The organism is Aeromicrobium sp. PE09-221 (genome assembly GCF_002174305.1).
Classification (GTDB): Bacteria; Actinomycetota; Actinomycetes; order Propionibacteriales; family Nocardioidaceae; genus Aeromicrobium.
This window is the reverse complement of the sequence record NZ_MIJB01000024.1, coordinates 13,614-38,087: the sequence shown is the minus strand read 5'-3', so window position 1 is coordinate 38,087 and position 24,474 is coordinate 13,614. Positions and strand designations below refer to the sequence as shown.

Annotated in this window: 33 protein-coding genes; 31 read left to right on the top strand and 2 right to left on the bottom strand. The window is 67.8% G+C overall.

What is annotated here, in order from left to right; all coding sequences use genetic code 11:
* Positions 1-16 precede the first annotated feature (16 nt).
* Positions 17-1,084, bottom strand: coding sequence for an LCP family protein (locus tag BHE97_RS12670; RefSeq protein ID WP_087624410.1), 1,068 nt, complete (start codon positions 1,082-1,084; stop codon positions 17-19).
* Positions 1,085-1,215: 131 nt separating this feature from the next.
* Here BHE97_RS12670 and BHE97_RS12665 point away from each other — a divergent pair, with 131 nt between their 5' ends.
* Both BHE97_RS12665 and BHE97_RS12660 read left to right on the top strand, forming a co-directional pair.
* Entirely contained in the window at positions 1,216-2,649 is a 1,434-nt protein-coding gene (locus tag BHE97_RS12665) for an LCP family protein (RefSeq protein WP_087624409.1), read from the top strand.
* 37 nt (positions 2,650-2,686) lie between these two features.
* Entirely contained in the window at positions 2,687-4,165 is a 1,479-nt protein-coding gene (locus BHE97_RS12660) for an LCP family protein (RefSeq protein WP_140400142.1), read from the top strand.
* Between the two features lie 172 nt (positions 4,166-4,337).
* Here the strand turns inward: BHE97_RS12660 and BHE97_RS12655 are convergent, their stop codons facing one another.
* Positions 4,338-4,994: a TIGR03089 family protein gene (locus BHE97_RS12655; protein WP_170931405.1), complete on the bottom strand. Its 657-nt coding sequence runs from the start codon at positions 4,992-4,994 to the stop codon at positions 4,338-4,340.
* 96 nt (positions 4,995-5,090) lie between these two features.
* Here BHE97_RS12655 and BHE97_RS12650 point away from each other — a divergent pair, with 96 nt between their 5' ends.
* From BHE97_RS12650 to infA, 29 genes are all read left to right on the top strand, one after another.
* On the top strand, positions 5,091-5,342 hold the full coding sequence (locus BHE97_RS12650; RefSeq protein ID WP_140400140.1) for a WhiB family transcriptional regulator: 252 nt from the start codon (positions 5,091-5,093) through the stop codon (positions 5,340-5,342).
* Positions 5,343-5,384: 42 nt separating this feature from the next.
* Entirely contained in the window at positions 5,385-8,153 is a 2,769-nt protein-coding gene (locus BHE97_RS12645; protein WP_087624406.1) for a glycosyltransferase family 2 protein, read from the top strand.
* Positions 8,150-9,484, top strand: a complete 1,335-nt coding sequence (locus tag BHE97_RS12640) for a DUF5719 family protein (RefSeq protein WP_087624405.1) — start codon at positions 8,150-8,152, stop codon at positions 9,482-9,484. The genes BHE97_RS12645 and BHE97_RS12640 overlap by 4 nt, the downstream gene beginning before the upstream one ends.
* A 170-nt stretch (positions 9,485-9,654) precedes the next feature.
* The gene (locus BHE97_RS12635; protein ID WP_087624404.1) at positions 9,655-10,569 is read left to right on the top strand and encodes a cation diffusion facilitator family transporter; all 915 of its coding nucleotides are present in this window, start codon (positions 9,655-9,657) and stop codon (positions 10,567-10,569) included.
* Between the two features lie 516 nt (positions 10,570-11,085).
* The gene (rpsJ, locus tag BHE97_RS12630; RefSeq protein ID WP_087624403.1) at positions 11,086-11,394 is read left to right on the top strand and encodes a 30S ribosomal protein S10; all 309 of its coding nucleotides are present in this window, start codon (positions 11,086-11,088) and stop codon (positions 11,392-11,394) included.
* Between the two features lie 17 nt (positions 11,395-11,411).
* Entirely contained in the window at positions 11,412-12,062 is a 651-nt protein-coding gene (gene rplC, locus BHE97_RS12625) for a 50S ribosomal protein L3 (protein ID WP_087624402.1), read from the top strand.
* A gap of 2 nt (positions 12,063-12,064) precedes the next feature.
* Positions 12,065-12,976, top strand: a complete 912-nt coding sequence (gene rplD / locus BHE97_RS12620) for a 50S ribosomal protein L4 (RefSeq protein ID WP_087624401.1) — start codon at positions 12,065-12,067, stop codon at positions 12,974-12,976.
* Positions 12,976-13,278 carry a 50S ribosomal protein L23 gene (gene rplW, locus BHE97_RS12615; RefSeq protein ID WP_087624400.1) on the top strand — a complete coding sequence of 101 codons (303 nt, stop codon included), beginning with the start codon at positions 12,976-12,978 and terminating at the stop codon, positions 13,276-13,278. Before rplD ends, rplW begins: the two co-directional genes overlap by 1 nt.
* A 13-nt stretch (positions 13,279-13,291) precedes the next feature.
* A complete protein-coding gene (gene rplB, locus BHE97_RS12610; RefSeq protein ID WP_087624399.1) occupies positions 13,292-14,122 on the top strand; it encodes a 50S ribosomal protein L2 in 831 nt (276 codons plus the stop codon).
* Between the two features lie 27 nt (positions 14,123-14,149).
* Positions 14,150-14,431, top strand: a complete 282-nt coding sequence (gene rpsS / locus BHE97_RS12605) for a 30S ribosomal protein S19 (protein WP_087624398.1) — start codon at positions 14,150-14,152, stop codon at positions 14,429-14,431.
* On the top strand, positions 14,428-14,847 hold the full coding sequence (gene rplV / locus BHE97_RS12600; RefSeq protein WP_087624397.1) for a 50S ribosomal protein L22: 420 nt from the start codon (positions 14,428-14,430) through the stop codon (positions 14,845-14,847). Before rpsS ends, rplV begins: the two co-directional genes overlap by 4 nt.
* A 3-nt stretch (positions 14,848-14,850) precedes the next feature.
* Positions 14,851-15,645, top strand: coding sequence for a 30S ribosomal protein S3 (gene rpsC / locus BHE97_RS12595; RefSeq protein WP_087624396.1), 795 nt, complete (start codon positions 14,851-14,853; stop codon positions 15,643-15,645).
* The gene (gene rplP / locus BHE97_RS12590; RefSeq protein ID WP_087624395.1) at positions 15,645-16,064 is read left to right on the top strand and encodes a 50S ribosomal protein L16; all 420 of its coding nucleotides are present in this window, start codon (positions 15,645-15,647) and stop codon (positions 16,062-16,064) included. The genes rpsC and rplP overlap by 1 nt, the downstream gene beginning before the upstream one ends.
* Complete coding sequence (gene rpmC, locus BHE97_RS12585) at positions 16,061-16,285, top strand: 50S ribosomal protein L29 (protein ID WP_201791432.1); 225 nt, start codon at positions 16,061-16,063, stop codon at positions 16,283-16,285. The genes rplP and rpmC overlap by 4 nt, the downstream gene beginning before the upstream one ends.
* The gene (rpsQ, locus tag BHE97_RS12580) at positions 16,282-16,578 is read left to right on the top strand and encodes a 30S ribosomal protein S17 (protein ID WP_087624393.1); all 297 of its coding nucleotides are present in this window, start codon (positions 16,282-16,284) and stop codon (positions 16,576-16,578) included. Before rpmC ends, rpsQ begins: the two co-directional genes overlap by 4 nt.
* Positions 16,579-16,588: 10 nt before the next feature.
* Positions 16,589-16,957 (top strand): 50S ribosomal protein L14, encoded by a 369-nt coding sequence (rplN, locus tag BHE97_RS12575; protein ID WP_087624392.1) that lies wholly within the window; start codon positions 16,589-16,591, stop codon positions 16,955-16,957.
* Between the two features lies 1 nt (position 16,958).
* Entirely contained in the window at positions 16,959-17,312 is a 354-nt protein-coding gene (rplX, locus tag BHE97_RS12570) for a 50S ribosomal protein L24 (protein ID WP_087624391.1), read from the top strand.
* Complete coding sequence (gene rplE, locus BHE97_RS12565) at positions 17,309-17,881, top strand: 50S ribosomal protein L5 (protein WP_170931420.1); 573 nt, start codon at positions 17,309-17,311, stop codon at positions 17,879-17,881. The genes rplX and rplE overlap by 4 nt, the downstream gene beginning before the upstream one ends.
* A gap of 1 nt (position 17,882) precedes the next feature.
* Positions 17,883-18,068 carry a type Z 30S ribosomal protein S14 gene (locus tag BHE97_RS12560; protein WP_087624390.1) on the top strand — a complete coding sequence of 62 codons (186 nt, stop codon included), beginning with the start codon at positions 17,883-17,885 and terminating at the stop codon, positions 18,066-18,068.
* 85 nt (positions 18,069-18,153) lie between these two features.
* Positions 18,154-18,561 (top strand): 30S ribosomal protein S8, encoded by a 408-nt coding sequence (rpsH, locus tag BHE97_RS12555; protein WP_087624389.1) that lies wholly within the window; start codon positions 18,154-18,156, stop codon positions 18,559-18,561.
* A gap of 16 nt (positions 18,562-18,577) precedes the next feature.
* Positions 18,578-19,120, top strand: coding sequence for a 50S ribosomal protein L6 (gene rplF, locus BHE97_RS12550; RefSeq protein WP_087624388.1), 543 nt, complete (start codon positions 18,578-18,580; stop codon positions 19,118-19,120).
* Positions 19,121-19,123: 3 nt separating this feature from the next.
* Positions 19,124-19,507, top strand: a complete 384-nt coding sequence (rplR, locus tag BHE97_RS12545; protein WP_087624387.1) for a 50S ribosomal protein L18 — start codon at positions 19,124-19,126, stop codon at positions 19,505-19,507.
* 31 nt (positions 19,508-19,538) lie between these two features.
* Positions 19,539-20,144 (top strand): 30S ribosomal protein S5, encoded by a 606-nt coding sequence (gene rpsE / locus BHE97_RS12540; protein ID WP_087624386.1) that lies wholly within the window; start codon positions 19,539-19,541, stop codon positions 20,142-20,144.
* On the top strand, positions 20,144-20,326 hold the full coding sequence (gene rpmD / locus BHE97_RS12535; protein ID WP_087624385.1) for a 50S ribosomal protein L30: 183 nt from the start codon (positions 20,144-20,146) through the stop codon (positions 20,324-20,326). The genes rpsE and rpmD overlap by 1 nt, the downstream gene beginning before the upstream one ends.
* Positions 20,327-20,770 (top strand): 50S ribosomal protein L15, encoded by a 444-nt coding sequence (rplO, locus tag BHE97_RS12530; protein ID WP_087624384.1) that lies wholly within the window; start codon positions 20,327-20,329, stop codon positions 20,768-20,770.
* A 311-nt stretch (positions 20,771-21,081) separates the two neighbouring features.
* Positions 21,082-22,386, top strand: a complete 1,305-nt coding sequence (gene secY / locus BHE97_RS12525; RefSeq protein ID WP_087624383.1) for a preprotein translocase subunit SecY — start codon at positions 21,082-21,084, stop codon at positions 22,384-22,386.
* A complete protein-coding gene (locus BHE97_RS12520; RefSeq protein ID WP_087624382.1) occupies positions 22,386-22,952 on the top strand; it encodes an adenylate kinase in 567 nt (188 codons plus the stop codon). Before secY ends, BHE97_RS12520 begins: the two co-directional genes overlap by 1 nt.
* 105 nt (positions 22,953-23,057) lie before the next feature.
* Positions 23,058-23,873, top strand: a complete 816-nt coding sequence (map, locus tag BHE97_RS12515; RefSeq protein ID WP_087624381.1) for a type I methionyl aminopeptidase — start codon at positions 23,058-23,060, stop codon at positions 23,871-23,873.
* A gap of 352 nt (positions 23,874-24,225) precedes the next feature.
* Positions 24,226-24,447, top strand: coding sequence for a translation initiation factor IF-1 (infA, locus tag BHE97_RS12510; RefSeq protein WP_087624380.1), 222 nt, complete (start codon positions 24,226-24,228; stop codon positions 24,445-24,447).
* The last annotated feature ends 27 nt before the right edge of the window (positions 24,448-24,474 follow it).

The following is a 24,474-nucleotide window of genomic DNA, read 5'->3' as shown; positions in this document are numbered from 1 at the left end:
ACCGCCGGGCCGCCGCTCAGTCGGGCAGGCCGGTGGGCGTGCAGAGCTCGCCGAGGTCTGCGCTGGTGTCGTTGATCAGGTGGTCGAAGAAGGCGGGGGCGCGGGTGCTGTCCCAGTTCACCTGCATGTCCGCGATCGGGACCGTGCAGTTGAGGCCGCTGCCACCCATCGCCCCGGACAGTGCCCATGCGAAGCGTACGAAGGAGAAGAGCGAGACATCATCGCCGACAGCGAGCGAGCTGCCGGTGTCGACCGCCGCGCCGTAGTAGCGCAGCGGGTTGAGGACGGTCCACGGCGAGCGAGCCTTGGCGCCGATCGCGCCGATCACCTCGCGCTGAGCCTCCCCGCGCGCGATGTCGCCGGCGGCGTAGGCCTTGCGATTGCGTGAGTAGGCGAGGGCGGTCTCGCCGTCGACCGTCTGGCAGCCTGCCTCGATGTCGAGCCCGGAGTCCTCGTCCTGCAGAGCGTTCTCCGGGCAGAGCTCGATCCCGCCCAGGGAATCCACCACGTCGACCAGGCCTTCGAAGCCGATCTCGACGAAGCCGTCGATCTGCAGGCCGGTGTTCTGCTCGATCGTCTGCACCAGCAGGGGAGCGCCGCCGAAGGCATAGGCAGCGTTGATCTTGGTGCTCCCGTGCCCGGGGATGTCGACGATCGAGTCGCGCGGGAACGACGTCAGCACCGTGGGTCCACGACCCGTGTGGAGCACCATGATCGAGTCGGTGCGTCCGCGGCCCTCCTCGCCCGGTCGGGCATCCGATCCGACGATCACATAGTTCGACCCGCGCTGACCGTCCGGGCGGTCCCCATCGGGGGTTGCCGGGACCTTGGTGACCTGGGCCCAGGCGATGAAGGGCACAGCGACCAGGAAGGCGAGCCAGAGCACCAACAACAGCCACAGATAGCGGAGCTTTCCCCGCTTCTTGCGCGGACCTCCTGCCGAGCCGCTTCCCGACCCCGGCGGCGGCAGCTGCGGGGGTGGGAGATCATCGCCTCCGCGAGGAGCAGGCTCGGGCGAGGACGACCGTCGGCGATCGTCCTCATAGAGCCAGTCGTAATCGCCGGAACGGCCGTCGGAGGACATGGGTCGAAAATAGCCGAGCCGGCATCGAGGGAGAAAAACACTGCTGTGCTCGGCGCGTCTCGTGGCCTCGCCCGGTTCCGGCCTCGATACTGGGCGGGACCTACGGACCCTTCCCCACCGTAAGGACGACGATGTCGAACGTGCCCTCCAGCGTCATGGGCGGGAGCTACCGCGACCCCGAGGCCGCCACCTCCCGTATCCGTTTCCGACGCTCCCTGACCCTCGCGGCCATGTCGGTCGTGATGCCCGGATCGGCCCAGCTGGTGCACGGCAATCGCGCCGTCGGCCGGATCGCCGTGCGGATCTGGCTCGGAGTCCTCGTCCTCGTGGCCCTCCTCGCTCTCATCGCCCTCAGCTCGCGTTCGATGCTCTTCGAGTTCGCCACCAACGGCCTGATCCTGGGCTTGGGACGCTGGCTGCTCATCGTGGGTGCTGTCGCGTGGGCCGCTCTCATCGTCGATGCCTGGCGACTGGGACGCCCGCGGGAGCTGCGTCGCGGCCACCGGGCCATTTCCGCGGGCGTCAACGGCGCGCTCTGCTTCCTGGTCGCGGGGGTCATGTTCTTCGCCGCGCACACCGTCTCGGTCGTGGACGGATTCGCCGGCGCGGTCTTCGCCTCCACCAGTTCCGTCGATCCCCACGAGGGCCGGTACAACATCCTCCTGCTGGGATCGGATGCCGATGACGACCGGACGGGCATGCGGCCGGACTCGATCAATGTCGTGAGTGTGGATGCCGACACCGGAAGGGCCGTCATCATCGGCCTGCCGCGCAATCTGGAGAACGTGCCCTTCCCGAAGGACTCGGTGATGGGGAAGGAGTTCCCGAACGGCTTCGACTGTGACGACTGCTATCTCAACGGGGTCAACACCTGGGCCGAGGATCATGCCGACATGTTCGACTCGTCCTCACCGGGCATCGGCGCGACGATGGGGGCCGTCGAGGAGATCACCGGCCTGAAGCTCAACTACTACGCCCTCATCAACATGCACGGCTTCGAGGGGCTCGTCGATGCGGTGGGCGGTGTGACGATGAACGTGCGCGAGCGCACCGCGATCGACGGCATCGGCAGTCCGATCAGCGGCTACATCGAGGCGGGGGAGCAGAAGCTCAACGGCTACGAGGCCCTCTGGTACGCCCGGAGCCGGGTGCTCAACGACGATTGGTCGCGTATGGGCCGACAGAAATGCGTCATGAACGCGATGGCACAGCAGCTCAGTCCGCAGACGGTCGTCATGAACATGCAGAAGATTGCCGACTCCGGCGAGGCCATGCTGGAGACCGACATCCCGCGCCAGGACCTCAACATCTTCATGGATCTGGTGCTCAAGACCCGGAGTGAGCCGATCTCCTCGGTCTCCCTCGTGCCGCCTGAGATCAACACCGGAGATCCGGACTATCCGAAGGTGCGCCGGATGGTCGAGGATGCCATCGCGGTCGCCGAGGGGCGGCCGGAGGCCACCTCGCTCATGGTGTCGTCGTCCCTGTCGATGGCTGACCCGGATCCCGAGACCTTGGATCCGCGCAAGGCCAATCAGACCGAGGACCTCGACCAGACGTGCTGATGGGGTTCGAGGGCACCGCCACCGGGGCGGTTGATCGGTGACTGGCACACTGGGCGACGACCCGGAACCGTCCGAGAGGAGCGCTGCCCTGGAATCGCAGGACGTGCGCCCCGGCCGACGCCGGATGTCACCGGATCGTGCCCTGCGCCGTGCCCTCTCGCTGATGGCAGCCACGATCATCTGGCCCGGCAGCGCGCAGTTCCTCGCCGGTGCGAGGCGTCTCGGGCAGGTCGTGATGGGGTTGTGGGCGCTGGCCGTCATCGGCTTCCTGGTGGCCGTGCTCGTGGTCCGTCCCGAGCGCGAGACCCTGATCGGATGGGTGACCGACCCGGCGACCCTCGACATCGCCCGCTTCGGTCTCGCGATCGTCACGATCGGCTGGTTGGCGCTCTTCATCGACGCATGGCGTCTGGCGGTGCTGCCCGGCCTCGATCTCCGGCGGATGGCGGTCGTCAGCGTTGTCAACATGGTGGTGATCGCCCTCGCGAGCGGCATCGTGACGGTCGGTTGGAACACGGTCTCGGCCTCTCGACAGGTCGTGACGCAGGTCTTCGACGCCACCGCGACGACACCACCGCTGGAGGGCAGGTACAATATCCTGCTCCTGGGCGCGGACTCCGGGGACGGCAGGGAGGGGCTGCGCCCGGACTCCCTGAACGTGGTCAGCATCGACGCCTCGACGGGCGACACCGTGATGATCTCGCTGCCGCGCAATCTGCAGAACGTTCCCTTCCCCGAGGACTCGCCGATGCGGGAGGTCTACCCCTACGGCTTCAACTGCGGCGAGGAGTGTCTCCTCAACGCGGTGCACACGGCGGGGGAGGATCGCTCGGATCTGTACCCGGACAGCGCGGACCCCGGGTTGGACGCCACGATCGACGCGGTCGAGGGCGCCACCGGTCTGACGATCAACTACTACGTGCTCATCAACATGGAGGGGTTCGCGTCCCTCGTCGACGCCGTGGGCGGGGTCACGGTGGACGTCCCCACACCGATCGCGATGTTCGGCGAGACCGACCGTAGACGCGACGAGTACCTCCCCGCGGGACGACGGAAGCTCGACGGCAATGAGGCGCTCTGGTTCGCTCGCAGCCGGATCCAGAGCGATGACTTCGACCGGATGGCGCGGCAGAAGTGCCTGATGGTCTCGATGCTCGACCAGCTCAGTCCGCAGACGGTACTGCTGAATGCCGGCAAGATCGCCGATTCGAGCGCTCAGATGCTGGCCACGGATCTGCCGGGATCAGAGCTCGCCGCCTTCGCCGATCTGGCGCTCAAGGCGCGCGGGACCCAGATCGCCACCTTGTCGGTGGTACCGCCGGAGTACAACACGGCCAATCCCGATTTCGCCCAGATCCACGCTGATATCCAGGCGCTCATCGAGGGTGTCGCGCCCGCGGGCCCCGATCCCGCCGAGGAGACCTCCGAGCCGGCTCAGCCGGAGCCGACCGAGCCCGGCGAGACCGAGCCGACCCCGGACGCCAATATCACCGACGATCTCGCCGCCGCCTGCTGATCTCGGGTCCCCGGCCGGACGGTGAGCCATCCCGCACTCGTCCATCGGGCGGTGAGTTGTCCCCGACCTCAGCCCGGGAACCGCGCACGGGTGCTCAGCGACGGTGGTTGGTGGCTCACCGCGATGGTGCGGGGCGGGCGGGTCTTCCGCGCACCGCCACGCGGAGACGCGATCAGGGACGCTCGGCGTGCTCCTGCGCGGCGATCCGGGCGCGGTCGTCATCGGTCCCGCCGACGGTGATCACGAGGGAGCCGGTTCCACGGCAGGCGGCGACGAGGGCATCGATCTCCTCGGCCAGCTCGGGGTCGCCCAACAGCAGACGACGATCATCAGCCGCGACTGCGAGGACCTCCGCGTGCGACCGCTCGGCCCCGCCGAGATCGATGGCGACATCATCGGGACCGGGGGAGTCGATGGTCAGCAACACGTCGGGCTGCGGGGGCACGACTGCGGCGATATCGGTGAATCCCTCGGGAGGCTCGGCGAAACGGGCACCCAACGGGCGTAGCGAGGCGGCGAGACGGATGGGCTCGTCGGCATCCAGGTCGGGGCCGACGACCGCGACCTCGGCCTCGCTGTCGGCCACGACGGCCCCGGCGGTCCAGGTCGCCAGCACCCAGACCGGCCGCAGCCAATGCGGCGGCAACCCGATCCGCACCCGGGCACCGGACTCGATCTCGAGGTCCTCGGTGAGGTAGTTGGTCGCCTTGGCAACCCAGTTGCCGAGCGTGATGCCGCTCAGCTCGACCCGTTCGCCGGTGGCGAGGTCGTAGAAAGTGACGAGCGGTTGCGGGCTGACGGGGGCGAGCGAGGACAGGGTCGAGGGCACCCCTCGACCGTACAACCTGTGGACGACACGCCGAAGATATCCCCAGGATTGCTTTTCAGCTTGACGTTTGGCATGCGCACCGTTGTAATTTCAGGTATGTCATTAGAGGTTTGGCCACCGCCCAGCGATCCAGAGCTGGCCTGGCAGGAGCGTGCCCTGTGTGCCCAGACCGACCCAGAGTCGTTCTTCCCTGAGAAGGGCGGCTCCACTCGCGAGGCGAAGCGCGTCTGCACGACGTGCGAGGTCCGGGACGAGTGCTTGGAGTATGCGCTCGCTCATGACGAGCGCTTCGGCATCTGGGGCGGTCTCTCGGAGCGCGAACGCCGCAAGCTCAAGAAGCGCGCCTGACCCACGGCGCGCCTCTTCTCCTCGTCCACTAGCCTCGGCTGAGTGGACGAGGAGGAACAGCTGCCCGCGTGGCGCAGTTCGCCACCGCGCGTCGTCGCCGTTCTGGTGAGTCGCGGCGGTGAGCGTTGGCTGCCGCAGACCCTGGCATCGCTTGCGCAGCTGAAGCATCTGCCCGCCGAATGGGTCGCCGTCGATGTCGCTCCGCACGAGGACGCCTCCGGCACCCTGCTGCGCGATGCCCTCGGCGAAGCGCACGTGGTCGATGCCCCCGCGGGCACCGGCTTCGGTGACGCGGTCCGTCGGGGCCTCGATCACGCGAGCGGGCCGGCGGAGTGGATCTGGCTGCTGCACGATGACGCGATCGTCGACCCCGGGGCCCTCACCGCCTTGCTCGACGAGGCGACGAGTGCCGAGGACATCGCGGTCGTGGGCCCGAAGATCCGCGAGTGGCCTTCTCTCCAGCGCCTGCTCGAGGTGGGCCGCACGATCACCGGCACCGGTCGCCTCGAGACCGGGCTCGAACCCGGCGAGCCCGATGCCGGCCAGCACGACTGGCCACGTGACGTCCTCGCCGTGAACACCGCCGGCATGCTGGTGCGCGCCGACGTGTGGGAACGCCTCGGTGGTCTCGACCCCGCCCTCCCGCTGTTCTTCGACGATGTCGACTTCGGCTGGCGGGTCGCGCGTGCCGGTCTTCGCACCCGCACCGCACCGGCCGCCGTGATCTTCCACGCCGAGGCGTCGGCCCGGCGTACCCGGCGTCGACGGGCGGTGCCCGGTGAGCAGCGTCGCGCCGCGGTGTACACGGTGCTGGCCAATGAGACCGGTTTCCGGTTCTGGTGGCAGTCCGTGCGCTTCGTCATCGGCTCCCTGCTGCGGATGATCGCGGATCTGGTCTTCAAGGACACCCGTGGAGCACGGGGAGAGGCCGCCGCCCTGCGTTCCGTCTTCGCCGCCCCGCGGCGCATGCGCGGTGCGCGCCGCGACCGAGCCGCGACCGCCACGGTCGCTCGGCGCGACATCCGGCACCTGTTCCCGTCCGCCTGGCTGCCCTATCAGCACGGCTGGGATGTCATGGTCGAGAGCGTCCAGGCGATGGTGCGGCCCGAGGCGGTGCAGACACTCGGCCGCCGCTCGTCGTCCCTCGACCTCCTGGACGAGGAGATCGTCGTCGAGGACACCGATCGCTGGTATCGGCGCTACCCCTGGGCCACGACCCTGCTCGTGCTGGTCCTGCTCGCGCTCGTCGCGGCCCGTGGCCTCTGGACGGGAAGCGTGGCGTCACCTGTGCTGCCCGCGTCGCCGGACACGGTCGGGGACTGGTGGCGCGACCTGATGGCTCGCACGATCGACGGCGCGGGTCTGCCCGGGAGCTCGTGGCCGGCGGCCTATCTCCCCGTCATGGCCGTGGTGGGGCTCCCCTTCGCCTTCGCACCGGGGTTGCTGCCGTGGGTGATCCTGGTGCTCGCGGTCCCCCTCGCCGCGATGACGGCCCACCGCTTCGGTCGGCTCATCACCGATCACCGGGTCGCTCGCATGATCTGGGCCGTCTCGTACGGCCTGCTGGTGGCAGGGACCGGTGCTGTCGCGCAGGGACGTCTCGGCACCGTCGTGGCGCTCGTGCTCGCCCCGCTGCTCGCGAATGTCGTCACGCACACCCTCGTGACTCCGTCGTGGACCCGGGCCGCCCAGGTCGGGCTCTGGCTCGCCGTGATCTCGGTCTTCGCCCCGGCCGGTTTCCTGGTCGCGATCGTCGCCATCGCGGGACTGTTGATCATCGCTCGCCTGCGCCCCCCGCGCGAGCTCGTCGCCGGTGTCGTGGCCGCAGCGCTCGTGGCCGGCCCCTCGTGGTGGGCGAGATTCCTGCATCCATCGCTCTGGTGGTGGGAGGCGGGGGTCCCGCGCGGTGTCGACACCACGGCGCTGGACATCCTCGGGGGCCTCGGCGGCGGCCCGGGCACCACGCTGCCCTGGCTGTCCTTCGGTGTGCTCGTGCTCGGTGTGCTCGCCCTGGTGCCCCGGGCGTCGCGGTACGAGGTGACCGTGAGCTGGGTCGTGGCCCTCAGCGGACTGGTGATCGCCGCGATCGGCATGTTCGTCCCCGCGGTCGCCGGACCGCCGGGCTCGTCGGCCTGGTCGGGACTCGGCTCCGCGATCTGGATCGCCGGCCTCGGGACCGCGGCACTCCTCGCGGCCGGTGAAGCGGCCCGCGCGGGCCGCCGGATCGCGGTCGGGCTCACGGTCCTGGCGCTCGTCTTCCCGATCGGCGTCGGCGCCTGGTGGGTCGTTCGCGGTATCGAGGGGCCACTCGTGTCGACAGCCGAGCCGACCGTTCCGGCCTACCTGGCCGATCAAGACCTCAGGACGCTCGTGGTCTCGGGCGATATCGAGGACGGCGTCGCGATCGACGTGGTCCACGGTCCGGGGCCCCACCTCGGGCAGGAGACCGCCCGGCCTACGCCGGAGGACCGCGACGATTTCGCCGCCGTGGTCGCCCGCCTCGTCGCTGAGCCATCGGCCAGCCCCGTCCAGGAGCTGGCCGACGCCGGTGTCGAGGCGATCTACCTGCCGGACGCGAGCACCGATGCCGCCGTGCGGATCAGTGCCGCGCCCGGACTCGCCCCCGCTGGCAGCGACCGGCCGGGCTCGCGTGTGTGGACCGTCGAGGTCGAACCCTCCGATGATGCTCATGTCCCCGAGGCCTCTGCGGCCCGTCCGGTCCTCGTCGGGATCTGGCTCGTCGGCTGGGGAGCACTGGTCATCGGGGCGATCCCGGGTCGAGGACGCGTCGAGCAGGAGGAGGAGCTGTGAAGGTTCAGATCGCGCCCCGTTTCCTCGCACCCGTCGTGGCGGCGGCTGTGATCGTCGTCGCGGCGGTGGGGCCCTCGATGTCTCGCGATGCCGACGAACGATCCCCCGAGGCACTCGATGTCGCGGCCACCACCTACACCTGTCCGTCCGGTGATGGACTCTCCGTACTGGCGGGTCAGGTCTCGCCCGGCGACGCCGTCTCCGCACGTGCTCTGCCCGATGACACGGAGATCACCGATCTGGAGGATCCGTCGGTCTGGAGATCCGTCGGCAGCGCGGGCGAGGCGGTGGCCGTCACGCAGACCGGCGCGGCGTCGGGGGCGGTCGGCTTCACCTCCGGCATCGCCGACGGCAGTGGCGACGGCCTGGTGGTCGCGCCGTGCGCCACACGCGCCGATGACGCCTGGTTCACCGGTCTCGGAGCCGTCGACGGACACGAATCGCAGCTCGTGCTCGTCAATCCCGCCGGCGGCCCGGCGGTCGTGCGGCTCTCGGCATGGGGGGAGTCCGGAGCCTTGTCGATCGCCGGTGACGACACCATCACACTCGATGCCGGCGAGGTCCGGCGCATCGTGGCCTCGGACCTCGCGGCGGCGGAGACGACCATGGCCGTCCGGGTGCAGCGTCTGAGGGGCGAGGCCACGGCCCAAGTCCTCGATGCCGGCAGTGCGGACGTCCGGGGCAGTGAGCTGATGACGGCATCGGCGGCGCCGGCTCGCGAGCTGGTCCTCGCCGCGGCGGACGGCGAAGGTGATCGAGCGCTCCTGCTGACCAATCCGGGCGAGGAGACCGCCAACGTGCGGGTGTCGGCCCTCGGCGCCGACAACGGCACGTACGTGCTGGAGGGTCTCGACGATGTCGCGGTCGACCCTGGCACGGTTGCCCGGGTCGAGCTCCCGGCCGTCGATGTTCCGCTCTTGGTGAACGCGGATAGGCCGGTCACAGCGGCGAGCCGGCGGCAGGGGGAGAACGACCTCGCCCTGGGCACGAGTCTCACCCCCCTCGAGGATCGCGCCGCGGTCATCCCGGTCGTCGGAGACACGCGACTGACGCTGGCGAGTCCCGGACGCGCCGGAGACGCGACCGTCGAGGCCTTCGACGCCGATATGAGTCCGTTGGGTGAGCAGGCGTTGGACATCCCCGAGGGCGGGAGCGTCGCGCTCGGGGCGGGCGAGATCGCCGATGGAGCGTCCTATCTGCTCGTGACGGGGCCGGGGATGTATGCCCAGGCGCGATACGCCGAGGGAGACGGGGTCGCCCTGATGCCCGTTCTCGCCGCACCGACGGCCGTACTCGCCCCGCACGTCTCCTGGGGCGGGCGCTGGCACTGACCCGGTGCGCAGCCTCGGCGCTGTCGGTCCTCACGCAAGATGCGTTTCGGTGGTTGCTATGGCGGCTAAGAAAACACATCCCGCGTGGGAGGGGTCGTGTGAGGCGGGCCACTGTCCGGGGTTCGGGCCGGTGGTCGCGATTTTCGCAACATCGGTCTAGCCTTATTCGCATGGGCCACGGACACCAGCACACAACCGGAGTCCAGCACCGTGGCCGGCTCGCGGCGGTGCTCGCGATCGCCGTCAGCGTCTTCCTGGTGCAGATCGTCGTCGCTACGATCACCGGCAGCCTTGCCCTCTTCGCGGACGCCGGCCATGTGCTCACCGATGCGATCGGCGTGCTCATGGCGCTCATCGCGATCACCATCGGACAGCGCGGGGGAGGGCGCGACGCCCGATCGTCTTATGGCTTCCACCGTGCGGAGGTGCTCGCGGCCGGGGCCAACGGCCTCATCCTGATCGGTCTCTGCACCGTCATCGTGGTGGGTGCCGTCCGCCGGCTGAGTGCTCCGGTGGAGATCGACGGCGGTCTGGTGCTGGCCGCCGGCACCGTCGGCCTCATCGCCAATATCGTCGCCTTGCTGCTCCTGCGCAGCGGAGCACGAGAGAACCTCAACGTCCGAGGCGCGTACCTCGAGGTCCTCGGGGACGCGCTGGGCTCGATCGCCGTACTGGTCTCCGCTGTGATCATCGTGGCGACCGGTTGGTCGGCCGCGGATCCGATCGCCTCGCTGGTGATCGCCGCGCTTATCGTCCCGCGGGCGATCTCGCTGCTGCGAGAGGTGGGTGAGGTCCTGCTCGAGACAGCCCCCCGCGGCGTCGACCTCGCGGCCCTGCGCGACCACATCATCGGCATCCCCGGTGTGGTGGACGTGCACGATCTCCACGTCTGGACCATCACATCAGGCATGCCCGTGATGAGCGCGCACGTCGTGGTCGCCGAATCGGTGGACCAGATGAGCGAGGCGCACGAGGTGCTCGATCGGCTCCGCTCGTGCCTGTCGGAGCACTTCGATGTCGAGCATTCGACCTTCCAGATTGAGCCGCTGGGGCATGAGGACTCCGAGTCTCACGTCCACGTCTGAGCCATCGTCCGCCCCACGCTCCCCGGGGCGGTGACCTACGCACCTCTCAGCGTCGGGGCGGTGACTTACGCACCCCTCACGGCTGCCGAGGGGTGCGTCGTCCACCGCTGCTCATCGTGAGAGGTGCGTCGTCCACCGCCCGGGACACCGAGGGGTGCGTAACTCACCGCTCGCGGAGGGAGACGTGAGGGAGCGCACGATGACCCCGATTTGTGTCTGTCAGGGCGCCTATGTCAAGATAGACAAGTTGCCTCGGCATGGTCGTGGTGACGTATGCGCTCAGGCATCTCACACCTGGCGACGGCGCGTACGTCGGATCCGCGCTCGTGCTCGTCCGGCCAGTCGAACCCTCCGGGGGGCGGAGCCGGTCCAACCACCTAACTCGAGAAGTGTGTGAATCTGCGCGCGGTAGCGCTGCGACACGCCCGACCTCGGGGGACGGAGAAGGAGCGCAACGGTTACTCCTCCCAGCCGGGGGCGAGTGAAGCGAAGACGAACGTAAAGGACGAGCAGAGCATGGCGGGACAGAAAATCCGTATCCGGCTCAAGGCCTACGACCACGAGGTCATCGACTCCTCGGCGAAGAAGATCGTCGACACCGTGACCCGCACCGGCGCGAAGGTGGCCGGCCCCGTGCCGCTGCCGACGGAGAAGAACGTGTTCTGCGTGATCCGTTCGCCCCACAAGTACAAGGACAGCCGCGAGCACTTCGAGATGCGCACCCACAAGCGGCTCATCGACATCATCGACCCGACGCCGAAGACCGTCGACTCGCTCATGCGTCTCGACCTCCCGGCCGGTGTCGACATCGAGATCAAGCTCTGAGGAAGGACACGCACGCCATGAGCAGCACCATCAACGCGCGCGGTCTCCTCGGCCGCAAGCTCGGCATGACCCAGGTCTGGGACGCCGACGGCCGCGTCGTGCCCGTCACCGTCCTGGCGGCCGGCACCAATGTCGTCACCCAGATCCGCACCCGCGAGGCCGACGGTTACAGCGCCGTCCAGCTGGGATTCGGCGAGATCGACGGTCGCAAGGTCAACAAGCCGCAGTCCGGCCACTTCGCCAAGGCCGGTGTGACCCCCCGCCGTCACGTGGTCGAGATCCGCACCGAGGCCGTCGCCGACTACACCCTCGGTCAGGAGATCTCCCCGGAGATCTTCGCCGCGGGAGACAAGGTCGACGTCACCGCCACCAGCAAGGGCAAGGGCTTCGCCGGCGTCATGAAGCGTCACGGCTTCGCCGGCGTCTCCGCCTCGCACGGCGCTCACCGCAACCACCGCAAGCCCGGCTCGATCGGCGGCTGTGCCACCCCCGGCCGCGTCTTCAAGGGTCTGCGGATGGCCGGCCACATGGGCACCGACACCGTGACCACCCAGAACCTCACCGTCCACTCGGTCGACGTCGAGAAGGGAGTCGTCCTGGTCAAGGGCGCCGTCCCCGGCCCCAAGGGCGCCCTCGTCGTCATCCGCAACGCCGCGAAGGGAGCCTGACCATGGCACAGACGATCGACGTCGACGCTCCCGTCGACATCTTCGACGTGCAGGTGAACATCCCGCTCATCCATCAGGTGGTCACCGCCCAGCTCGCCGCGGCGCGCCAGGGCACACATGACACCAAGACGCGTGGTGAGGTCGCCGGTGGCGGCAAGAAGCCGTACCGCCAGAAGGGCACCGGTCGCGCTCGTCAGGGCTCGATCCGCGCGCCCCAGTTCGCCGGCGGTGGCGTCGTCCACGGCCCGACGCCACGCAGCTACGAGCAGCGCACCAACAAGAAGATGAAGGCCGCCGCACTGCGGGGCGCCCTCTCCGATCGTGCCCGCGCCGGTCGCGTGCACGTGGTGGAGTCGCTCGTCAGCGGTGACAAGCCCTCGACCAAGACAGCCCTGGCCGCTCTGCGCGAGCTCACCGCTCGCCCGCGCGTCCTCGTCGTCGTCGAGCGTCAGGACGAGCTGACCCTCAAGAGCCTGCGCAATGCCGAGGCGATCGCCCTGCTGTCCTTCGACCAGCTCAACACGTACGACGTGCTGCTGTCCGATGACGTGGTGTTCACCCAGGCCGCGTACGAGGCTTTCGTCGCCGCCCGCTCCGCCGAGGGTGTCGCCACCCTCAAGCTGAGTGAGCTGGCCCAGGCAGCCCCGGCGGCCCCGGCGCCGAAGAAGGCCGCGAAGCCTGCTGCCGACGCGTCGCCGACGGGTGCCACCAAGACCCAGCCCTACGGTCCCGGCTCCAAGGCCCCCCTCGCGAGCGGCAACGCTCCGAAGGGCCACGAGATCAAGGGCGATGCCGCCAAGGCGTACTTCGTGCCGGGTGGCGCGGGCTACGACGCTGCCGAGCCCGAGGTCTGGTTCGACACCGCCGAGTCCGCCGAGGCCGCCGGGTTCGCCCCGGCTCAGGAGGAGAACTGATGAGCAGCCTGCACTCGCACGCGCGCGACATCATCATCGCGCCGATCGTCAGCGAGAAGACCTACATGCTGATCGACGACAACAAGTACACGTTCGACGTCCACCCCGACGCCAACAAGACGCAGATCAAGATCGCCATCGAGGAGATCTTCGACGTCAAGGTCGTCTCGGTGAACACGATCAACCGCAAGGGCAAGGCCCGCCGCACGCGTAACGGCATCGGCAAGCGCAAGGACACCAAGCGCGCGATCGTCAGCGTGGCACCCGGCCAGAGCATCGACATCTTCTCGAGCCCGAGCTGAGACGAGGACCATCATGGCTATTCGCAAGTACAAGCCGACCACGCCGGGCCGTCGCGGCTCCAGCGTCGCGGACTTCGCTGAGATCACCCGCACGACGCCGGAGAAGTCGCTGCTCGAGCCGCTGCCCAAGAAGGGCGGCCGCAACAACCAGGGACGCATCACCACGCGTCACCAGGGTGGCGGTCACAAGCGCGCTTACCGCATCATCGACTTCCGTCGCTACGACAAGGACGGCGTGCCGGCCAAGGTCGCGCACATCGAGTACGACCCCAACCGCACGGCGCGCATCGCGCTCCTGCACTACGCCGACGGCGAGAAGCGCTACATCATCGCTCCTGACGGTCTGCGTCAGGGCATGACCGTCGAGGCCGGCGTCGGGGCCGACATCAAGCCCGGCAACAACCTGCCGCTGCGCAACATCCCCGTCGGCACCGTGGTGCACGCCGTGGAGCTGCGCCCCGGTGGCGGCGCCAAGATGGGCCGCTCTGCCGGGGCCCGCGTCCAGCTGGTCGCGCGTGAGGGCAATCGGGCGCAGCTGCGCCTGCCCTCGGGCGAGATGCGCTATGTGGACGTCCGATGCCGCGCCAGCATCGGCGAGGTCGGCAACTCCGAGCAGTCCAACATCAACTGGGGCAAGGCCGGCCGCAAGCGCTGGAAGGGCGTTCGCCCGACCGTCCGCGGTGTCGTCATGAACCCGGTGGACCACCCGCACGGTGGTGGTGAGGGCAAGACCTCCGGTGGCCGTCACCCGGTCAGCCCGTGGGGCAAGCCCGAGGGCCGTACGCGCAAGCGCAAGGCCAGTGACCAGATGATCGTCCGTCGCCGCAAGACCGGCAAGCGCTGAGCCCGGCGTAGGAACTGAGGAAGAGACATGCCCCGTAGTTTGAAGAAGGGTCCCTTCGTCGACGGCCACCTCGAGAAGAAGGTGGACGCTCAGAACGAGGCCGGTACCCACAACGTGATCAAGACCTGGTCGCGGCGCTCGATGATCCTGCCGTCCTTCATCGGACACACGATCGCCGTACACGATGGCCGCAAGCACGTGCCGGTGTTCATCACCGACTCGATGGTGGGTCACAAGCTGGGCGAGTTCGCCCCGACCCGCACGTTCCGTGGCCATGAGAAGGACGACCGAAAGGCGAAGAGGCGATGAGCGCAGCGACCCGCGAGAACATCAGCGCCCGACGTGAGCGTCTGCTGGGCGATGAGCCCGGCGCGTTCGCCGTGGCCCGTTTCGTGCGCGTGACGCCCCTCAAGGCTCGCCGTGTCGCGGATCTGATCCGCGGCGCCCGTGTCGAGGACGCGCTCGCCACGCTCCAGTTCGCGCCGCAGGCCGCGGCCCAGAACTTCTACAAGCTGGTCGAGTCGGCCGTCGCGAATGCCGAGACCACCGAGGGCCTCGAGACCGATGATCTGATCGTCAGCATCGTGACCGTCGACGAGGGGCCGACCATGAAGCGCTGGCGTCCGCGCGCCAAGGGTGCGGCCAACCGCATCCTCAAGCGTACGAGCCACCTGACCGTGGTCGTGCAGCCCGAAGACTCCATTTCGAAGAAGGGTGGGAACTGAGCTATGGGCCAGAAGATCAACCCGCACGGTTTCCGCCTCGGCGTCTCGACCGACCACAAGAGCCGCTGGTACGCCGACAAGCTGTACAGCAGCTACGTCGGTGAGGATGTCAAGATCCGCAAGATGCTCACCAAGGGCATGGACCGGGCCGGCATCAGCAAGGTCGAGATCGAGCGCACCCGCGACCGTGTCCGCGTGGACATCCACACGGCGCGCCCGGGCATCGTCATCGGCCGCCGTGGAGCCGAGGCCGACCGCATCCGCGGCGACCTCGAGAAGCTCACCGGAAAGCAGGTGCAGCTGAACATCCTCGAGGTCAAGCAGCCCGAGATGGACGCCCAGCTCGTCGCGCAGGGCGTGGCCGAGCAGTTGAGTGGTCGCGTGCAGTTCCGTCGCGCGATGCGTAAGGCGATGCAGACCACGATGCGCTCGGGTGCCAAGGGCATCCGGATCCAGTGCTCGGGTCGCCTCGGTGGCGCGGAGATGAGCCGTTCGGAGTTCTACCGTGAGGGCCGCGTCCCGCTGCACACGCTGCGTGCCGATGTCGATTACGGCTTCTACGAGGCCAAGACGACCTTCGGCCGGATCGGCGTGAAGGTCTGGATCTACAAGGGCGAGGTCGCCGGCACGCGCGCTGAGCGCGAGGCCGAGGCCGCCAAGCGTGCTGCCGCCCCCGGCAGCCGCCGTCCCGGCCGCGGCAACCGCCGCCCCGCCCGCCAGGACGCCGCTGCCGGTCAGCAGGCGCCCGCTGAGAACGCCGCCTCGGCCGAGGCGGCTCCCCAGGGAGGGACGAACTGATGTTGATGCCCCGCAGGGTCAAGCACCGCAAGCAGCACACGCCCAAGCGGCGTGGCATGGCCAAGGGCGGTACGGAGCTCGCTTTCGGCGACTACGGCATCCAGGCGATCGAGGGACACTTCGTCACCAACCGGCAGATCGAGTCGGCCCGTATCGCGATGACCCGTCACATCAAGCGCGGTGGCAAGGTCTGGATCAACATCTTCCCGGACCGCCCGATCACCAAGAAGCCCGCCGAGACCCGCATGGGCTCGGGTAAGGGCTCGCCGGAGTGGTGGGTCGCCAATGTCAAGCCCGGACGCGTCATGTTCGAGCTGTCGGGCGTGAGCGAGGACGTCGCCCGCGAGGCGATGCGCCGCGCCATCCACAAGCTGCCGATGAAGGCCCGCTTCATCACCCGTGAGACAGGAGACCTGTGATGTCGACAACGACAGCCGCAGAGCTGCGCGGTCTCAGCGCCGACGATCTGGCGAGCAAGCTGAAGGAGGCCAAGGAAGAGCTGTTCAACCTGCGCTTCCAGAACGCCACCGGCCAGCTCGACAACACCGCGCGACTGAAGTCCGTTCGTCGCGAGATCGCCCGCATCTACACGGTCATCCGTGAGCGCGAGCTCGGCATCATCGAAGAGGTTGAAGCATGAGCGACACCAGCGACGAGAACAAGAAGGAAACGACCGTGAGCGAGCGTTCGACCCGTAAGGTCCGCGAGGGCCTCGTGGTGAGCGACAAGATGGACAAGACCGTCGTCGTCAGCATCGAGGACCGCATCAAGCACCCGCTATACGGCAAGGTCATGCGTCGCAATACCAAGCTCAAGGCCCACGACGAGGCCAATGCGGCCGGCGTCGGCGATCGCGTGCTCCTGGCGGAGACGCGACCGCTGTCGGCGACCAAGCGCTGGCGCGTCGTGGAGATCCTCGAGAAGGCGAAGTAGGAGACAAGCGATGATTCAGCAGGAGTCGCGACTCAAGGTCGCCGACAACACCGGTGCCAAGGAGATCTTGTGCATCCGCGTGCTCGGCGGCTCGGGCCGGCGGTACGCCGGCATCGGCGACACGATCGTCGCCACGGTCAAGGACGCCATCCCCGGCGGCAACGTCAAGAAGGGCGATGTCGTCAAGGCGGTCGTCGTGCGCACCGTCAAGGAGCGCCGTCGTCCCGATGGTTCCTACATCAAGTTCGACGAGAACGCCGCCGTCATCCTCAAGACTGACGGCGACCCGCGTGGCACGCGCATCTTCGGCCCGGTGGGCCGCGAGCTGCGTGACAAGAAGTTCATGCGTATCATCTCGCTCGCTCCGGAGGTGCTCTGAGATGGCAAGCATTCGTAAGGGCGATCAGGTTCGCGTCATCGCCGGCAAGGACAAGGGTGTCGAGGGCAAGGTCCTCGAGGTGCTCACCGACAGCGATCGGGTGATCGTCGAGGGCGTCAACCGCGTCAAGAAGCACCGCCGCGCGACGCAGGCCGGGGGCGAGGCGGGCATCATCACCGCCGAGGCCCCGGTCCACGTCTCGAACGTGGCCCTGGTCGTCGAGGTCGACGGCGAGAAGACCACCACCCGCGTGGGCTTCCGCCGCGACACCGTGACCAAGACCCGTCCCGACGGGTCGGAGTATGAGGCGCAGCGCAGCGTGCGCATCGCCACCAAGACCGGAAAGGAGATCTGAGTTCTGTGAGTACTGACACCATCACGGGGCCGCGCCTCAAGGCGAAGTACCGCGAGGAGATCATTCCGGCGCTCCAGGAGCAGTTCGGCTACGCCAACCGCATGCAGATCCCTGGCCTGACCAAGATCGTCGTCAACATGGGCGTCGGTGAGGCGGCCCGCGACGGCAAGCTGATCGAGGGTGCGATCCGCGACCTGACCGCCATCACGGGTCAGAAGCCGCAGGTCACGCAGGCCCGTAAGTCCATCGCGCAGTTCAAGCTGCGCGAGGGCATGCCGATCGGCGCGCACGTCACGCTGCGCGGCGACCGGATGTGGGAGTTTCTCGACCGTCTGCTGACCCTCGCTCTGCCCCGCATCCGCGACTTCCGCGGTCTGTCGGCCAAGCAGTTCGACGGTCGCGGCAACTACACGTTCGGTCTGACCGAGCAGGTCATGTTCCACGAGATCGATCAGGACAAGATCGACCGTTCGCGGGGCATGGACATCACGGTCGTCACCACGGCGACCACCGACGACGAGGGACGCTCCCTCCTCAAGCTGCTCGGCTTCCCGTACAAGGAGAACTGACATGGCGAAGACTGGCCTGAAGGTCAAGCAGGCGCGCAAGCCCAAGTTCGCGGTCCGCGGATACACCCGCTGCCAGCGCTGCGGTCGTCCGCAGTCGGTCTACCGCAAGTTCGGCCTGTGCCGTATCTGCTTGCGGGAGATGGCCCACCGCGGCGAGCTGCCCGGCGTGACCAAGAGCTCCTGGTAACACCACCACCCACGACGCGACAGGTCCTCTCCCACCCAGTTCGGGGACGAGATGTGAAACCGGCGCGAGAACGGAAACACCACTTATGACGATGACCGATCCGATCGCGGACATGCTGACGCGTGTGCGCAACGGAAACCAGGCGTTCCACGACTCGGTGACGATGCCGCACTCCAAGTTGAAGGCTGGCGTCGCCCAGATCCTCAAGCAGGAGGGCTACATCACCGACTTCGAGGTCGCCGAGCCCGGTGAGGGCGAGGTCAGCAAGCAGCTGACGATCACCCTCAAGTACGGCCCGCACCGCGAGCGCTCGATCGCCGGCATCCGGCGCATCAGCAAGCCCGGTCTGCGGGTGTACGCCAAGTCCACCAACCTGCCCAAGGTCCTCGGCGGACTCGGCGTGGCGATCATCTCGACCAGCCACGGTCTGCTGACGGACCGTCAGGCCACGATCAAGGGCGTTGGCGGGGAAGTCCTCGCCTACGTCTGGTAACGGGAGGAGAACGAATATGTCACGTATCGGCAAGCTTCCCGTTCCGGTGCCCTCGGGCGTCGACGTCACCATCGATGGCCAGACCGTCACGGTGAAGGGTCCCAAGGGCCAGCTCTCGCACACGGTCGCCGAGCCGATCACCGTCTCGCGGGCCGAGGACGGCTCGCTTGCGGTGGATCGTCCCGACGAGGAGCGCAAGAGCCGGGCGCTGCACGGCCTCTCGCGCACGCTCGTCAACAACATGGTCATCGGTGTGACCCAGGGCTATGAGAAGAAACTCGAGATCGTCGGTGTCGGTTACCGTGTGCTCTCCAAGGGTCCGTCGGAGATCGAGCTGAACCTCGGCTTCAGCCACTCGGTGCCGTTCAAGGCTCCCGAGGGCATCACCTTCACGGTCGAGTCGCCGACCAAGCTCACGGTGACCGGCATCGACAAGCAGGTCGTCGGCGAGGTCGCGGCGAACATTCGCAAGATCCGCAAGCCCGAGCCATACAAGGGCAAGGGTGTTCGTTATGCCGGCGAGCATGTCCGCCGCAAGGTCGGAAAGGCTGGTAAGTAAGCCATGGCAATCTCGATCAAGCACAACAAGCGTCTCCGGGGTCGTCAGGCTTCGCGGGCTCGCCGCCAGCTGCGTGGCCGCAAGAAGCTGCACGGATCGGCCGAACGTCCTCGCCTGGTCGTGACCCGCTCGAGCAAGCACCTGGTCGTCCAGGTCGTCAACGATCTCGAGGGGCACACCCTCGCATCGGCGTCGACCATGGAAGCGGACCTGCGCGCGCTCGAGGGCGACAAGACCGCCAAGGCGCGTCGGGTCGGCGAGATCGTCGCGGACCGCGCCAAGGCCGCGGGGATCGACGCGGTCGTCTTCGACCGTGCCGGCAACAAGTACGCCGGCCGTATCGCGGCGCTCGCCGACGGTGCCCGCGAGGGCGGTCTGGAGTTCTGATGATCATCACCACCAACATGAGGAGTTCGGCATGAGCACGCGCCGTCAGGGCAGCGGACGCGGTCGCGGCGACCGCGGAGCCGACAAGTCCAACTACATCGAGAAGGTCGTCACGATCAACCGTGTCGCCAAGGTCGTCAAGGGTGGTCGGCGCTTCAGCTTCACCGCCCTGGTGATCGTCGGTGACGGCGACGGCATGGTCGGCATCGGTTACGGCAAGGCCAAGGAAGTCCCCACGGCGATCGCCAAGGGTGTCGAGGAGGCGAAGAAGAACTTCTTCCGCGTCCCGCGCATCCAGGGCACGATCCCGCACCCGGTCACGGGTGAGAAGGCTGCCGGTGTGGTCTTCCTGCGCCCGGCTTCGCCCGGTACCGGTGTCATCGCCGGTGGTCCGGTGCGCGCCGTGCTGGAGGCCGCCGGCGTCGCGGATATCCTGTCCAAGTCGCTCGGTTCCTCCAATGCGATCAACATCGTCCACGCGACGGTCGAGGCCCTCAAGACGCTCGAGTCCCCCGAGGCGGTCGCCGCCCGCCGTGGACTCGATGTCGAGCAGGTCGCTCCGGCCGCGCTGCTGCGGGCCGAGAAGGGCGAGGACACCACCGCGCCCGCCGAGGCTCCGGCCGAGGTGGGTGCGTGATGGCCAAGCTCGAAGTCACCCAGGTCCGTTCGGCCATCGGCCGTCAGCAGAATCAGCGCGCCACCCTGCGCTCGCTGGGACTGCGCAAGATCGGCGATACCTCGACGGTCGAGGATCGCCCCGAGATCCGCGGCATGGTCGCGACCATCCCGCATCTGATCACCGTCAAGGAGGTGGACTGAATGGCGCCGCTGAAATTGCACCATCTGCGTCCCGCCCCCGGCGCCAAGACCGCCAAGACCCGTGTGGGTCGCGGTGAGGCGTCCAAGGGCAAGACCGCCGGCCGCGGTACCAAGGGCACCAAGGCGCGTTACCAGGTCTCGGCGGCCTTCGAGGGCGGTCAGACACCGCTCCACATGCGTCTGCCCAAGCTGAAGGGCTTCAAGAACCCCTTCCGCGAGGAGTACCAGGTCGTCAACGCCGGCCGCATCGGCGAGCTGTTCCCCGAGGGCGGTGCCGTCGATGTCGACGCGCTCGTCGCCAAGGGCGCGGTCCGCAAGGGCCAGCGCGTCAAGGTGCTCGGTGGCGGAGATCTCTCGGTCGCCGTGCAGGTCACGGCAGACAAGTTCTCGGCCTCGGCCAAGAGCAAGATCGAGGGCGCGGGCGGTTCGATCACCGAGCGGTGATCGAATGATCGTCTGAAGAACGGCGGGATATGCCATCGGCATGTCCCGCCGTTCTCGTCCCCTGTTAGAGTCAGCGTCTGTGCCCTGATCGACACATCAGAGCACAGCCATCACACGAGTCAGCACTGAGGAGGCTGCTGAAGAATCCTGGCCTACTGCGCGCCGCCCCGTGGGCGCCTCGCTACGTTGCAGTCGCTCGAAAGGCCTCCCAGCCTGCCAGCGCTCCTGCGCATCGCGAGCCATCCCAGGGATACGCCGCTCGCGACGACCACGATTCGTCAGCAGTCTCCTAGCGCACGAGGAGGAACCCGGTGCTCAGCGCCTTCGTCAACGCGTTCAAGACACCCGATCTGCGGCGCAAGCTCCTCTTCGTGCTGTTCATCATCGTGCTGTTCCGCTTCGGATCGATGCTGCCGGCGCCGGGGATCAACGTCCCCAATGTGCAACAGTGTGTCGACCTGGCGGCCCAGAGCGAGCAGAGCAGCCTGTTCGCCCTCATCAACGTCTTCTCCGGCGGTGCGCTGCTCCAGCTGACGGTCTTCGCCCTCGGCATCATGCCGTACATCACCGCGAGCATCATCCTGCAGCTGCTCGTGGTGGTGATCCCGCGACTGGAGGCCTTGAAGAAGGAAGGCCAGGCCGGGCAGACCAAGATCACCCAGTACACCCGCTATCTCACCGTGGGGCTCGCGATCCTGCAGGCGACCGGCATCGTGGCGCTCGCGCGCAGCGGCCAGCTCTTCGGCGGCATCCAGTGCGGTGACCTGCTGTATCGCCCCGACAATGTCCTGTCCTTCCTGCTGATCGTGACCGTGATGGTGGCCGGCACGACGGTCATCATGTGGTTCGGTGAGCTCATCACCGACCGCGGCGTCGGCAACGGCATGTCGATCCTGATCTTCTGCCAGGTCATCGCGACCTTCCCGGGTGCCATGTGGCAGATCCGCCTGCAGAACGGCTGGACGACCTTCACCCTCGTCACGCTCGTCGGTCTGGTGATCGTCGCGGCGGTCATCTTCGTCGAGCAGGCGCAGCGCCGCATCCCGGTCCAGTACGCCAAGCGGATGGTGGGCCGTCGGATGTTCGGTGGCTCCTCGACCTATATCCCGATCAAGGTCAACCAGGCCGGCATCATCCCGGTGATCTTCGCCTCCAGCCTGCTGTACATCCCGGCGCTCGTGGCGAACTTCAACCCCGCTGAGTCGTGGTCGACCTGGATCCAGGACCATTTCGTGCGCGGCGACCACCCGTACTACATGATCACGTTCTTCCTGTTGATCGTGTTCTTCACGTACTTCTACGTCTCGATCACGTTCAACCCGAACGAGGTCGCGGACAATATGCGCAAGTACGGCGGCTTCATCCCGGGTATCCGCGCGGGTCGGCCGACCGAGGACTACCTCGCCTATGTGCTCAGCCGGATCACCGCGCCGGGTGCGACCTATCTCGGGGTCGTCGCGCTCATCCCGATGGTCGCGATCGCGCTGCTCGGCGCGAGCCAGAACTTCCCGTTCGGTGGTACCTCGATCCTCATCATCGTCGGCGTCGGTCTCTCGACGGTCCAACAGATCGAGAGCCAGCTCCAGCAGCGCAACTACGAAGGGTTCTTGAAGTAATGCGTCTTGTCATCATGGGTCCGCCGGGGGCGGGCAAGGGCACGCAGGCTGAGGCGCTGGCGCGCCGTATCGAGGGTGCTCACATCTCCACCGGTGACATCTTCCGCGACAATGTCTCGCGGCAGACCGAGCTGGGGAAGACGGCGCAGCGCTACATGGACGCGGGGGAGTACGTCCCCGATTCGGTCACCAATGCGATGGTGCGCGATCGTCTGGCGCAGCCCGATGCCCGTGACGCCTTCCTGCTCGACGGGTACCCGCGTACGCCGGATCAGGTGACCGAGTTGGACTCGATCCTGGCGGACCTCGGGACCCAGCTCGATGCCGCATTGGCGTTGACGGTGGACCCCGAGGAGCTCATCGCGCGACTGCTCAAGCGCGCCGAGACGAGCGGACGCAGCGATGACACAGAGGAGGTCATCCGCCACCGCCAGGAGGTGTACGCGGCCGAGACGGCTCCGCTGTTGGATGTCTATCGTCAGCGCGGTCTGCTGGTCGAGGTCGACGGCATGGGCAGTGTCGACGAGGTCGCGTCGCGCATCGACGCCGCCCTCCCCAAACCTTGACCGTGCGGCCTCAGCGGTACGAGTCCACGTTGAGTGTGACGTTTGGACGGGAAGAACGGCGTTTCAGCCGTCCAAACGTCACACTCAACGAGGGCGGGAGCTGAGATGTTCGGGCGGGGACGGATCGAGACCAAGAGCGAGGCCGAGCTGATGCTGATGCGTCGGGCCGGCCTCGTGGTCGCCCGGACGCTGCAGTCGCTGCGCGATGCTGCGGCGCCAGGCGTCACCACGGGCGAGCTCAACGACTTCGCGCACGAGCGGATCCGTGAGCAGGGTGCGACCTCGAACTTCCTCGGGTATCACGGCTTCACCGGTGTCATCTGCACCTCGGTCAACGAGGAGATCGTCCACGGCATCCCCGGTGACCGGGTTCTGCGCGACGGTGACCTGCTGTCCATCGACTGCGGGGCTATCGTCGACGGCTGGCACGGTGACGCGGCGATCAGCGTGGAGATCGGCACCGTCTCCGAAGCGGCCACCGCGCTGTCCCGGGTAACGGAGGCGGCGCTGTGGGCCGGTATCGCGGCGATGGCGACCGGCGAACGCGTCGGCGACATCTCCCACGCCATCGCTGCGAGCGTCGACGCGGCCGGCGATTACGGTATCACCGAGTCGTTCACCGGGCACGGCATCGGCCGGGAGATGCACATGGACCCCGATGTGCCCAATACCGGTCGCGCCGGCAAGGGACCCCGGTTGACCGCGGGGGTGACGCTCGCGATCGAGCCGATGGTGACCCTGGGCTCGGCGCAGGCACGCATCCTCGAGGACGGCTGGACGGCGGTGACCCCGGACAGCTCGCTGGCCGCGCACTGGGAGCACACGGTGGCCCGTACCGAGTCCGGTATCTGGGTGCTGACCGCCGAGGACGGGGGCGCCGCCCGGCTCGCCGACGAGGGTGTGCCGCTCGGCGCCCTCTGAGCGAGCTCCGCTCCCGAGCGTCTGGAAGGCGCGTAACCGGGGTGGGTCTGATGGTTGACTGCTCACCGGACTCGGGCCCGGGTACATCGCGGTGAGCTGTCAACCAGTGACGGCCGCGCTCTCGTCGTTCGCGGGGCGACCGAAACACATCGTTCGTTCCCTGGAGCCGTGGTTCCGTCGAGTCGTCGAGCATGGACTCGACAGGACGACAGATCGACCCGATTTGAGTCGGGCATGACGGCCAGCGTATGATAGGGAGTCGGCCTCGTCAGCCGCGTCCCTTCCTGCCCTCGGGTCGGTGGCGGACGTGTGTGCCGAGGTCTGGTCGACGTAGTCAACCGAAGAAGAGGTCATGGCGAAAAAAGAAGGCGTCATCGAGATGGAGGGCGCGGTCATCGAAGCCCTGCCGAACGCGATGTTCCGCGTGGAGCTGGCCAACGGCCACAAGGTCCTCGCGCACATCTCGGGCAAGATGCGTCAGCACTACATCCGGATCCTCCCCGAGGACCGGGTCGTGGTGGAGCTGTCGCCCTATGACCTCAGCCGCGGGCGCATCGTCTACCGCTACAAGTAAACCCGTCACGTTCGTACCCAAGAGAGA